We start from the raw sequence: 12,124 nt of genomic DNA on the forward strand, positions 1-12,124 counted from the left end.
AAGAAGCTCTCTAACGAACGCTTCGTAGCCAATGCCAAACCAGAAGTCGTCCAAAAAGAACGCGATAAACAAGCCGACTACCAGGCTAAATACGACGCGACCGTCGCACGTATTGATGAGATGAAGAAGTTGAAAGAAGGAAAATAATATGGTAATTACAAAATATGAATCATACTATAATAAAATAGTTGAGAAATTAGAAGTCATTAAAACTGAACAAAGTTATACAAATTTATCACTTGCTTTTGCTCATTGGTTTTTAGAAAATCAATATGAGATGTCTGAACAAGAGGTTGCAGAATCTATAATTGATGGAGATGGTGACAATGGAATTGATGCTATCATTCATAATGCGGAAAATAAGTCTTTAGAAATATTTCAGTTTAAGTTCCCAAGTAGTGTTAAAACATTAAATGATGAAATTAAACAGGGTGATATCCTAAAAACTCTGAATGGTTTTAATATCCTTGTAGAACCAGCTAATAATGTTTCTGTAGAGCAATCTAATTCCTCTTTTAAAAATTTTAAAGAGTCATTAAACGATGCAGAGATACAATATTTTAAAATTAATTTTGTATCTTTTAATAAAGGAATTGTAGCTGATGCTAATAGAGAACAAATAAATAATTTCCTTTCTATTTTCAGAAGTAATACAGGTGCGAAGATAGATGTAGAATACTTTTCGAAAAATGAAATTTCCAATATTTATGAAAAAATTCAACGCAACACATCACTAGAAGTAAAAATACCATTTAAAACCATGCAACCAGCATACTCAAATAACGGAATTATCTCATCTGTTGGCGTAATCAATGCAAAAGCTCTAGTTGAGAGCATTAAAGACGTTATTGGTGTCATTTTTGATGAAAATGTAAGATTATTGGAGACAAATTCATCAGTTAATAATGGTATAAAAAAGACAGCATCTTCAGAAGAAGCAAGCATGTTCTATTTATATAATAATGGAATTACTTTTATTTGTGATGGATTCATACAAAGTCCAACGTCACAACTATTGACAATCGTTGGTGCATCTATTGTTAATGGTTGTCAAACAGTTACAAGTTTGTATCAATTAAACGAAGAAAATAAGCTGAGCGAAGATGTAGATATACTGACAAGAATTATTGAAATTTCTGATTACGAGCAACGTTCAAAAATTACTGAATTTTTAAATTCGCAAAATCCTGTAAAGAATAGTTATTTCATTGCTAATAATTCAATTGTACGAGACTTACAGACTGCACTTTTAGAGCATAACTATTTTTTAGAGCGACAAATAAATGAAGCAAAACATAAAGCAAAATATGTTGATAGTGATATTATTAAAAATAAAACCATTATAAAACTGGAAAATGTTATACAATATTACACTGGATACTATATTAATAAACATGCAGCTCTTGCTAAAAGACAGAAAGGGGGGTTATATTCACAGGATATAATTAATGAAATACTAATGCATATGACTGCTGAAAAGGTCATTGAATCATATACTATGTATGAAGAAATTGCCAAAGTGATTACTTCCTATCGTAAAAATAGACGTAACAAAAATAATTCGGAATTTGCAGATTTCATTGGCATTAATAATGAAGAATTTGTAAAATTAAGCGATGATTATCTGTTTATTAATACAGCCGATATATTATTACTAAATATCGTTGGGAATTTGAAATACAAGAATCAACAGGATTCTAATCAAGAATTGATAAAAAAAGCTATTGATTTACTGAAAAATACTATTGATTCAAATGAAGAATATCATAAAACTCTTCCTTCATCTATTACAAAAAATCAAAAGATTTATTCTGAACTTCAAATGAAAATTCTTAACTAAGCAATAAATAATTGAATACTATACAATGTCCATATTTTTTACATTAGTAGTTATTATATATCCCTTATAATCTAGATTATTTTATTCTAATTTATTATATAAACTTAAAGAGATTAGAATTAATTTTAAAATCAGATATCTGAAAGCTAGATTACTTATCTAGCTTTTGAATTTTAACGATTTTGTTCACTATATATTCCTATGAAATTATTCATTTTATACTATAAAAGTCAACATTTTAGAAAGTAGCTTACTACACAACAACCCCTCTAAGTTCGAACCGCTCTGAGAAGTACAAGATTGTAGCTTTCTTCTCAAGTGTTAGGGGAATTGAGTTGGTTTTTGAACAGACCAATGAGTTCAGAGTGGTGTATGCCAATGAATTTGATAAGTATGTGCGCAAGATTTATTCGTTTAATCAAACCATTCGTCCAACGGACATTTCTGATGAGTGCATGGAATCTTGAATATAACTCTTTCATTATTTCTCTTCATAGAACCTATTGTGAGGACTTTTATAATTTTCGCCAATTCCATACCCATTTCACTATTTACCGATGACACAGAAAAACAATTGAAAGGATATTTCTATGCAACCAACTTACAACATTGATAATCCAAACTTGTCTTATGAAGCTAAACGTGATTTATGGCGGATAGGTTTTGGTCTGCAGAAAGTTGACAATCTAGTGCCATCAGAGTATATGGAATCTTTGGCTGAGAAACAGTCCCGGGGAGAACTGACTTATGAGCAGGTTTATGAGGATGCAACGGCTTATCATCATACCATTGATGCAAGTACGGAGGAGGCAGACTTGGTTTCTCTACGTATTGTAGAACTATTGTCTCGAAGAGGCTTTAGCTTCAGTCCTGCGACCTTACTTGCTATTCATAAGGAGTTGTTTCAAGATATATTTGAAACCTCTATTCCGGTGGGGCAATTTCGTCAGACAAATATCACAAAGAATGAACCTGTTTTGAATGGTGAAAGTGTTGTGTACTCTGATTACTCCATGATTCAAATGACCTTGGATTATGATTTTAATCAGGAAAAACAAGTTGCATATGCGACACTAACCCAGGCGGATATGGTTAAAAAAATCCAGCATTTTATTTCAGGAATCTGGCAGATTCATCCATTTCGCGAAGGAAACACTCGGACGGTAACGGTCTTTTTGATTCAGTATCTTCGTGAGTTTGGTTTTGATATTGATAATACACCATTTCAGCAATATGCCAAGTATTTTCGTGATGCCTTGGTATTAGATAATGCAAAGATTTTACAGCGACGTCCTGAGTTTTTAACAGCTTTTTTTGAAAATCTCTTGCTCGGTGGTCAAAATGATCTGTCATCAGAAAAGATGTATCTAGAACTTGATCTTTAAAAATCCTCATACTGAGTAAACATTGAATTTTAGGAAAAAATGAATTAAATATTTCCACAAGAAAACGTATATCATCAAAGTTTTTGCTTGATAATGCGTTTTTTTTAATTTTATAGGACTGCTCGTTTAAACTCTATTTATCTCGTACTTTCAGTACTATTCGGATTTTATTTTCGTGTACAATTTCAGCCATTCTTGTTATAATCAGCCTATAGGAATCAAGGAGGTGATTGTTATGGCTGTTTTTGTGTCTTTGGATGGAATTGTGGTAGAAGTACTTGATGTCTTTTCTTCTTTTAATGGGGATAGTGAGTTTTTCTTGTGTAAACGTCTTAAAGACAAGAGTCAGTTTGTTATGGAAAGCTCTCGGTTCGAGGAGATGTTCCAACTTCAAAGTAGTCACTTGACGACGCAAGAAAAATTACAATTGTTTACCTCCGTATTTGCTGGCCGTTATGATGTTTATGCTAAGAGTTTTATCAATGAACAAGGGAAAATTCAGTATTTTCCTTCCTATGATTATGGTTGGAAGCAGTTGCCGCCTGAAAAACGGAGTTTCCAGACATTAACGGACTCCGTTTTGAAATCTCATTTTCGTGGGGAGACAGCCATTGGTATCTTTCCTATGCACTTAGATGATAGCTGTTATTTTTTGGTACTGGATTTGGATGAAAGAGATTGGAAAGAATCCGGTTTAGCCATTCGAAGAATAGCCAGGGAACGCCAGATGGAAGCCCATTTAGAGATTTCTCGTTCGGGTCACGGACTCCATATTTGGTTCTTCTTTGAGGAAGCGATTCCGAGTCGAGAGGCTCGCTTGTTTGGAAAGAAACTATTAGAATTGGCTATGCAGGAAAGTATGCAACTGTCCTTTGATTCTTTTGATCGGATGTTTCCAAATCAGGATGTTCTTCCTAAAGGTGGATTTGGTAATTTGATTGCCCTTCCTTTTCAAGGAGAAGCTTATCATCAAGGGCGAACGGTCTTTGTGGATGAACATTTTCAGCCTTATGAAGACCAATGGAGGTATCTACAAGAAATTCAGAGGGTTTCAACTGCTAAAGTGGCACTGTTAATCCAAGAGGAGTTAGGCAAGCAAGAATTGGATAAGGAGTTGAAGGTCGTCTTATCCAATATGATCCAACTTGAAAAATCGTCTGTGACTCCCAAGACACTTTTTTTCTTGAAAAATATGGCTTCCTTTTCTAATCCCGAATTTTATTTAAAGCAGGCTATTCGACAGCCAACCTATCAAATTCCTGAGAGAATGTATTTATTTGGAGAATCCGATTATTATTTATGGCTGCCAAGAGGCTTGCTATATCCATTGCAAGATAAATTTAAGCAGGTGTCTGTGGAAGATAGGAGAAAGGTACAAAGGTCTATTAGAGTGGAATTTAAGGGAGAACTCACTTTTGAGCAAGAGTTAGCCCTGTCAGATATGATTTCCAAAGAAAATGGTTTACTCCATGCAGAGACTGGTTTTGGGAAGACCGTTTTAGGTGCTGCTCTCATCTCTGAACGGAAGACCAAAACAATTATCCTAGTCCATAGTAAGCAACTCTTAGATCAATGGCTGGATCGTTTAAACCATTTTTTGACTTTCGAAGAGAAAGAAGCTACCCGTTATACGGCATCAGGTCGTGAAAAGGTAATAGGCTATGTTGGGCAGTACGGTGGGACTAAGAAATGGCTGAGTAAACTGGTTGATGTTGTTATGATTCAATCTCTATTTAAGTTGGAAAATAGTCAAAGTCTTTTGGATGAGTATGAGATGATGATTGTGGATGAGTGTCATCATGTCTCTGCCTTGATGTTTGAAAAAATTGTTGCTCAGTTTAGAGGGAAGTATCTTTACGGTTTGACGGCTACGCCTGAGCGTAAGAATGGTCATGAGCCTATTGTTTTTCAGAGAATTGGTGAGATAATCCATACTGCTGATAAGAGGGAAATGGATTTTAAACGGCAATTGCAACTAAGATTCACTTCCTTTGGTCATTTGGAAATTGAAAAGACCAAAGCAAGTAATTTTATACAGCTCAGTGATTGGATTGCTACCGACTCAGTAAGGAATCAGATGATTCTCAAGGATATTTTAGACCAAGTGGCAGAAGGGCGGAATATCTTGGTTCTAGTTAATCGAATTCAACAGATAGATGTCTTTGAAAAATTATTGAAAGAGAAAGAGGTTGATGATTTTTATATTATCAGTGGAAAAACCAAAGTCCGAGAGAGAACAAGTTTACTAGAGACGCTAGAACAGCTAGATAAAGGGTTTGTTTTGTTGTCTACTGGAAAATACATTGGCGAAGGTTTTGACTTGCCTCAGCTAGACACGCTTATCTTGGCAGCGCCCTTTTCTTGGAAAAATAATTTAATTCAGTATGCAGGTCGGATTCATAGAAACTACAAGGATAAGTCCTTGGTGCGTATTTTCGATTATGTGGATATTCATGTTCCTTATTTAGAAAAGATGTTTCAGAAACGACAAGTAGCTTATCGAAAGATGGATTATCGTGTCATTGAGGGTGAGGAGAAACAATTCGTTTATGTTGATAGTAGATATGAGAATGTGCTGAGAGAGGACTTAGCAGGGGAAAGACAGGAGTGTATACTTGTTTTACCTTATGTGCACCAGACAAAACTGATGAATTTTCTAAAAGAATTTAGGATTAGTCAAATTGAGATATGTATACCAGAGACGGTTGCAAATAAAGCATGGCTAGATCAGTTGAAGAGCACGAAGATTAAAGTGTCTTTCACTCAATCAAAAATAGTCACGCCTATTCTTTTGGTAAACAAGACCATTGTTTGGTATGGTGCAATGCCATTATTAGGGAAGGTAGATGAAATGACCATATTACGTTTGGAATCAGCTAGTATAGTTTCTGAAATAGTGGCAGGTTTACGATAGAGAAAATTTTTAAAAATTTCTATGTATGCTTTCCAGTTGAAAAAACGAGAAGTCTTGACAGATCAACGACTTAATGAACTGGAAATCAACGGTATTCGTTTAACCAAGTTTAAAAATGGTGAAATCGGCATCGAATTTATCTGGATTGACACCGAAAATCCACCACACGATGCCATCGGCTGGGTAGCAAAGAAATAAAAAGTTCGTGGTCTTTTTGTTTTGTGTTTTACAGTTTTTTCTTGACAAGTCTTTCTTTTTTATGGTATTCTTTTATGCAACAAGTGTTGCGCAACAAATGTTACGTGAAAGGAGTCTTATGCCACCAAAGGTTAAATTTAGTAAAGAGGCTATCATTGGAAGAGCTTTACAATTGGTGAGAGAAGAGGGCATGGCTAGTTTGACGGCTCGAGCATTAGCGGAGCAACTGGGAGCCACACCAAGAGTCATTTTTGGGCAATTTGCCAATATGGCCGAGTTACAAGCAGAGGTTATTGGTTCTGCGGAAATGGTCGTGGTGGAGTATATTCGTAAGGCCTTAGAAGATGAGAAGCCTTTTCGATCCGTCGGGGTTGCTTATATCCTTTTCGCCTCAAAAGACCCCCAACTCTTTCAATTGCTTTTCCAAAATCCCAGCAAAGATCCGATTCGTCGCTTTCAAGATTTTCTTCCCATGAAGGATCATAGTTACCAATTGGTTCTGGATTCGATCGTCGCAGACTATCCTTTGACTGTAGAGGAGGCTGGTCGCTTGTACCAGCATCTATTTATCTACTCACACGGGATGGCCTCAATGGTTGCTTCTGGCATTTATCAATTCAGCATGGAAGAAGTGATTGGATTATTGACAGAGGTTTGTCAATCTCTCATCAAAGAAATGGTAGGAAAGAAATGATTCAACTAGAAAATGTGCACAAAAGTTACGGCCAAACCAAGGTTTTAAAAGGGATTGATTTGCAGATTCAAGACCAGGATGATGTGGTTATCCTCGGTCCTTCTGGATCAGGCAAGTCAACTCTCTTAAACGTTCTGTCAGGTTTAGAAAAGGTAGACGAGGGACATATCCTTATTCAAGGACAGGATTTGGCTCAACTCACAGATACTCAATTGACAGCCTTTAGACGTGAGAAGATTGCCTTTATTTTTCAGCAGTATTATTTATTGCCTAATCTAACAGTAAGACAGAATGTAAAGATGGGGGCAGACCTGGCAAACAATCATGATTTTTTGCAGATTATCGAGGATTTGGGACTTGGCGATAAGCTGGACAAGTATCCGAGTGAATTGTCAGGTGGGGAACAGCAGAGAGTCTCCATTGCTCGGGCCTTGGCCAAAAATCCAGAGATTCTTTTCTTAGATGAACCGACGGGAGCCCTGGATGAAGAAACGGGGCGCAAGATTCTCGACTATATCTGGGAGTTAAAGGAAAAGCTTGGTTTGACCCTCATCATGGTGACGCACAACCAAAATATTGCAGATATGGCAAGAACTATCATTCGTGTCAATAGTGGCAAGATTACCGAAGTTGTGACCAATGATCAGCCTCAGACTGCTTATGAGATTGGATGGTAAGCCATGTTTTCAGTAAAAGATATTCGAAAATTAGTTGTCGTCAGTATAATTGGGGCTTGTGCGGTCTTTGTGGCCAATCTCTTCTTGAATTTTTACTTGGACATCAAGCAGTTGGAGATTTCTAAAACCAATCCCATGATTCAGACCTACTATGATGTTCAGATTTCGCTTTCTTGGATGGTGGCTATGGTCAGTGGAGTCGTCTTGTCCTTGGCATCGGTCCTTCTCATGTGTTTTTATATCAAACAATTTGTCGATGATCACAAGGAACAATTAGGAATTTTAAAGGCTTTGGGCTATAGCAATGGCCAGTTGGCTAAACGATTTTGGGCATTTGGGCTCAATTTTGGTGCCGGAGCGCTTCTTGGCTATTTTGCTTCTTTTCTTATGATGGGGCATTTTTATGACTTCCGGAATGAAAAGAGGATCCTGCCAGAAATCACCATTCATTTTCATTGGTGGCTCTTGCTTGCTTTTGTGGTCCTTCCAACGGTATTTTTTATGCTTATCGCGGTTGGTTATGCTAGAAGACAACTACAAACGCCGGCTCTTCGTTTATTGAAAAAGTCCCCAACACCAATCAAGGTCAAAAGGAGAAAGAGGGCTCCTAAGAAAGAGAAAGACTTCCTAAAAGAGCTGTCTTCGTCACTAATTTGGGGGAGAAAATCTATCCTGTTTTTTGTAGTCTTTGGCTCTATGTGTTTTGCGGCCATGGTTCAATTGTCCTTTGGTCTAAGAGACTACACAGATGACATCATCCAAACCATGATGATCATGATTGGCTTGATCCTTTCTTTCTCTATTCTCTTTTTATCATTGGGGATTGTCGTCTCAGAAAGTCGCGAAACCCTGGCTCTTATGAAGGCTTTTGGCTACACAGATCGTGAATGCCAAGGTCATATCCTATCTCCCTATCGTTTCTGGGCCTATCTAGGATTTGTTCTTGGGACGGCTTATCAGTACGCTATCATGGAAATCTTGATTGGTGTGATCAAAGATACGGTTCCTGAAAAGATTGAGCATCACTTTGATGGGAATGTTTGCTTCTGGACTTTGATCGGTTTTGCTGTGGTTTATGAAAGCCTCTTTTATCTATCCAACAGAAAACTCCAAAAGCAAACCATCAAAGAAGTACTCTTAGCTGAATAAATAGAGAAGGTTGGATTCTCCAGCCTTTTTCTTATGAAACTCATTAACAAGAGAAGGATTTTTCACTATTCTAGGGAAAATGAAATAAAGGAAAGAAGACGAAGTTACTGGCAGGACCTGAAATGATCTTTTTACTTGATTTGACGCAACAAATAATCCTTTATCTCTGTAGGAATCCTCTTGCAGTTTGTGGTTGGCATTGGAGTTGAGCCCTGAGTTATAAATAAATCAATATACCTGTGGTCATGTTACACAGGTCTTTCAATTAGCTGAAATATTTCACCTTTATTTTTTCTTAACCTTTGACTATTCTGCAAAATTATCGTAAAATAAAGAGTAAATGATAAAATGAGGTCAGAGTCTGTTTGCTCTGGCGATAGTAGTATAAATGAGGAGAAACGCTTTGGAATTAGAAGTATTTGCTGGGCAAGAAAAAAGTGAACTATCTATGATTGAGGTAGCGCGTGCTATCTTGGAACTTCGTGGTCGCGATCATGAGATGCATTTTAGCGATCTTGTAAACGAAATTCAAAACTACCTTGGAACATCAAACAGCGATATCCGCGAAGCCTTGCCTTTGTTCTACACAGAGTTGAACTTCGATGGTAGCTTCATCTCTCTTGGGGACAACAAATGGGGTCTTCGTTCATGGTATGGTGTGGACGAAATCGACGAAGAAATCATCGCTCTTGAAGAAAGTGACGACGATGAAGTAGCACCAAAAGCTAAGAAAAAACGTGTCAATGCCTTCATGGATGGTGATTCAGATGCTATTGACTACAATGCAGATGACCCAGAAGACGAAGATGCATACGAAGCAGATCCAGCTCTTTCATACGATGATGAAAATCCAGATGATGAGAAAAATGAAGTGGAAGCTTACGATGCAGAAATCAACGAAATCGCTCCTGATGACTTGGGTGAAGACGTGGATCTTAACGAAGAAGACGACGAGTTTTCAGATGATGATGCTGAAAATATCGAGGAATAAAAAGTAAGTGTCTAGAGTTTTGAGAAATGTAGAAAACATATAAGTATATGTAGAGAACGAGGAAATCCGTTCTCTTTTTTCGTTGCCAAAATTAAAGAAAGGGGAAAAAATGTCAGATAATATTGAAATTATTATGGATATTGATTCGTTAGAAATTTTCGATGTAATCGATCTTGATAAGAATGAAGATGTAATTGATAGTATCCCTGAAGTAAATTCTGAAGAAAAGGTATCTCCATACGATGACCTCGATAGAGTTTGGCTTGGAAACGGTTATTATTATAAGCCCTCTAGTCTACTTTGGGAAGTTATTAAAGACGATGTTATTCATGAATTAAAGCCTAGAAATAAACATGGCAGTTATCCTTACTCCAGAAGAGCAAGAGATGGAACTTGGGGACAAACTATCCAATTGACTCAGGATCAAGCCTTGTGGTTGACTCTAGAGTTTAATCCAGAATTGATGGGATATGTGTAGGGGAAAATAAAAGGACTTAGGGAGTGAGGAAATTTAGGGTGCTCCAAAATCGTTTAAAACTTTTAATGGTTAAAAAACATAAAACAATAAAACAAGTCAGTCAAGAAACAGGAATTAAAAAAGGGTCTCTAGAAATGTACGTCTTAGGTAGAGATATTATAGGTGATGATCTTACTATTCTCGCTCGCTATTTTGAAACCAACATCCCCTATCTGTGTGGAATTTGGGATCTTATTGCCGATGAAAAACATTTTAGTCATTTCAGGAAGTTATTTAGAGATAAGAGTTATTACTATATACCAGATACTAGTGATATTTTCGAGGATTTGGATAATTGTTTCTATAATTTTTGGATACAGGCTATAGAAAATACGGTTTTAGAAAATAATTTCAAAGCTGAAAAATTTTTCAAAGCATTAATGTTTAAGGAAAAGGATGATTGTGTTTTTATTACCATTTCAGATAAAGATGTTATCAAGTCTTTAGAATGTTACAACAGTATTATTCGATATCATTATCCTGAAGGCGGGGAATACACTCCGATATTATCTTTTAAGGGTAATACCATAGAATAAACCAGTATGTAAAAAGGACGTACAAAGGTATATCTTAATTTGACAATTTGTTGATATCAAAAAAACTGGTATCTAACCAGGTAAAGGGAGGAACGAATGAAACTATTAGTAAGAATCTTTACTAAAGTGACCATGTATACTTTTTTAGGCTACGCCTTGTTTATGATTAGGTTGGTAGGTGGAGGTCAAACTTTATTGTCCTTAATACTAATTAGTTTAACTGTAACCACCTTAATTTATTGCTGTACGGTTATTGAATCATTTTTAAAACAAAGAAAAAAATCCAATAGGCGATAGTGAATACATAAGTGAGAGAGTTCTTAATAGATTTCTTAAAGAATGCATTAAATCCAATCAACAAAGGACTAAGAATGGTTGATAGGACTAAAATGATATAGAAAGCGGTAAGAACTATATTATAGCTAGGATAATCCGATAAAAGTTCGAAAGCTTTTGGTATTAAGCTACTGAAAAACTATTTACAGCAGTTTTCCAAGAGGATAAATCGGGATTTGTACTCATCTTATCCAATATTGATTGAAAATTAGCTGGGATTTGATTATTAACAGAAAATGCTGTTGTTAGAATAGTAGTGGAGTTAGAAAATGGATAACAATGATTTACTTTTTAGGAAACCACCTAACAGACTGGAAAAACTTATGGAAAATCATGGGGTTACTTTGAAAGAGGTTAGTGAAAATACGGGTATACCTATAACTACACTTTCTGGATATAAAAAAATCAGCGTGCTCCTAAAAAAAATAATGCAGAGATACTTGCTGAGTATTTCGGGGTCTCGGTTGCTTATTTGATGGGGCTTGATGATGGTTTTAGTATTGATGGAAGAAAAAAGATGACTCCATTCCAATCACTTGTTAGAGATAGGGGGGGATCCCTGAAGGAGATAAGTGAGGCTACAGGTATAGGCTACTCTACTCTTGGAAATTACAACCAAGGGAGTAGAAGTCCAAATGCTAAAAATGCGCAACTACTATCAGAATATTTTGGCGTATCTATCCCATATCTCCTCGGTTATGAAGAGAACTTTACGTCTAATAAACCAAACGCAACAATATTGACAGAGTTTGTTAAAAAACTTTCTTTTATCAGTGAAAAAAAGTCAAAACTCTTACAGGAATACATAGAACTTGATAAAAAGGAAAGAGATATTATCAAACAGATAAAGGAAATAGTTCGATAATTTATTGATTGTCCCTTTAAAA

Annotated in this window: 12 protein-coding genes and 1 pseudogene; all 13 read left to right on the top strand. The window is 36.1% G+C overall.

Going from position 1 to position 12,124, the window contains the following annotated elements:
* On the top strand, positions 1 to 147 hold a 147-nt coding region (locus RWP09_RS07900), incomplete at its 5' end, for a hypothetical protein (protein ID WP_314436356.1).
* Position 148: 1 nt separating this feature from the next.
* Complete coding sequence (locus RWP09_RS07905; protein ID WP_314436209.1) at positions 149 to 1,840, top strand: AIPR family protein; 1,692 nt, start codon at positions 149 to 151, stop codon at positions 1,838 to 1,840.
* Between the two features lie 299 nt (positions 1,841 to 2,139).
* Positions 2,140 to 2,289: pseudogene (locus tag RWP09_RS07910) on the top strand (DNA cytosine methyltransferase); the annotation flags it as partial.
* Between the two features lie 141 nt (positions 2,290 to 2,430).
* Positions 2,431 to 3,225, top strand: coding sequence for a Fic/DOC family protein (locus RWP09_RS07915; protein ID WP_314436212.1), 795 nt, complete (start codon positions 2,431 to 2,433; stop codon positions 3,223 to 3,225).
* A gap of 235 nt (positions 3,226 to 3,460) precedes the next feature.
* On the top strand, positions 3,461 to 6,139 hold the full coding sequence (locus tag RWP09_RS07920; RefSeq protein WP_314436214.1) for a TOTE conflict system archaeo-eukaryotic primase domain-containing protein: 2,679 nt from the start codon (positions 3,461 to 3,463) through the stop codon (positions 6,137 to 6,139).
* A 54-nt stretch (positions 6,140 to 6,193) separates the two neighbouring features.
* On the top strand, positions 6,194 to 6,337 hold the full coding sequence (locus tag RWP09_RS07925; protein WP_314436216.1) for a hypothetical protein: 144 nt from the start codon (positions 6,194 to 6,196) through the stop codon (positions 6,335 to 6,337).
* 118 nt (positions 6,338 to 6,455) lie between these two features.
* Positions 6,456 to 7,031, top strand: a complete 576-nt coding sequence (locus tag RWP09_RS07930; RefSeq protein WP_314436219.1) for a TetR family transcriptional regulator — start codon at positions 6,456 to 6,458, stop codon at positions 7,029 to 7,031.
* Positions 7,028 to 7,708 (top strand): ABC transporter ATP-binding protein, encoded by a 681-nt coding sequence (locus RWP09_RS07935; RefSeq protein WP_314436221.1) that lies wholly within the window; start codon positions 7,028 to 7,030, stop codon positions 7,706 to 7,708. Before RWP09_RS07930 ends, RWP09_RS07935 begins: the two co-directional genes overlap by 4 nt.
* A 3-nt stretch (positions 7,709 to 7,711) precedes the next feature.
* The gene (locus RWP09_RS07940; protein WP_314436224.1) at positions 7,712 to 8,857 is read left to right on the top strand and encodes an FtsX-like permease family protein; all 1,146 of its coding nucleotides are present in this window, start codon (positions 7,712 to 7,714) and stop codon (positions 8,855 to 8,857) included.
* 403 nt (positions 8,858 to 9,260) lie between these two features.
* Complete coding sequence (gene rpoE / locus RWP09_RS07945) at positions 9,261 to 9,848, top strand: DNA-directed RNA polymerase subunit delta (protein ID WP_312023159.1); 588 nt, start codon at positions 9,261 to 9,263, stop codon at positions 9,846 to 9,848.
* Positions 9,849 to 9,957: 109 nt separating this feature from the next.
* Positions 9,958 to 10,326 carry a hypothetical protein gene (locus tag RWP09_RS07950; RefSeq protein WP_314436231.1) on the top strand — a complete coding sequence of 123 codons (369 nt, stop codon included), beginning with the start codon at positions 9,958 to 9,960 and terminating at the stop codon, positions 10,324 to 10,326.
* 38 nt (positions 10,327 to 10,364) lie between these two features.
* Positions 10,365 to 10,901 (top strand): helix-turn-helix transcriptional regulator, encoded by a 537-nt coding sequence (locus tag RWP09_RS07955; RefSeq protein WP_314436233.1) that lies wholly within the window; start codon positions 10,365 to 10,367, stop codon positions 10,899 to 10,901.
* A gap of 811 nt (positions 10,902 to 11,712) precedes the next feature.
* Entirely contained in the window at positions 11,713 to 12,102 is a 390-nt protein-coding gene (locus tag RWP09_RS07960) for a helix-turn-helix transcriptional regulator (protein ID WP_314436235.1), read from the top strand.
* Positions 12,103 to 12,124 lie beyond the last annotated feature (22 nt).

It is taken from the genome of uncultured Streptococcus sp. (assembly GCF_963521255.1).
GTDB lineage: Bacteria > Bacillota > Bacilli > Lactobacillales > Streptococcaceae > Streptococcus.

Excerpts from the sequence above, each read along its gene's own strand:
- RWP09_RS07905 (WP_314436209.1), top strand. The coding sequence starts at position 149 with ATGGTAATTACAAAATATGAATCATACTATAATAAAATAGTTGAGAAA.
- RWP09_RS07915 (WP_314436212.1), top strand. The coding sequence starts at position 2,431 with ATGCAACCAACTTACAACATTGATAATCCAAACTTGTCTTATGAAGCT.
- RWP09_RS07920 (WP_314436214.1), top strand. The coding sequence starts at position 3,461 with ATGGCTGTTTTTGTGTCTTTGGATGGAATTGTGGTAGAAGTACTTGAT.
- RWP09_RS07930 (WP_314436219.1), top strand. The coding sequence starts at position 6,456 with ATGCCACCAAAGGTTAAATTTAGTAAAGAGGCTATCATTGGAAGAGCT.
- RWP09_RS07935 (WP_314436221.1), top strand. The coding sequence starts at position 7,028 with ATGATTCAACTAGAAAATGTGCACAAAAGTTACGGCCAAACCAAGGTT.
- RWP09_RS07940 (WP_314436224.1), top strand. The coding sequence starts at position 7,712 with ATGTTTTCAGTAAAAGATATTCGAAAATTAGTTGTCGTCAGTATAATT.
- RWP09_RS07950 (WP_314436231.1), top strand. The coding sequence starts at position 9,958 with ATGTCAGATAATATTGAAATTATTATGGATATTGATTCGTTAGAAATT.
- RWP09_RS07960 (WP_314436235.1), top strand. The coding sequence starts at position 11,713 with ATGGGGCTTGATGATGGTTTTAGTATTGATGGAAGAAAAAAGATGACT.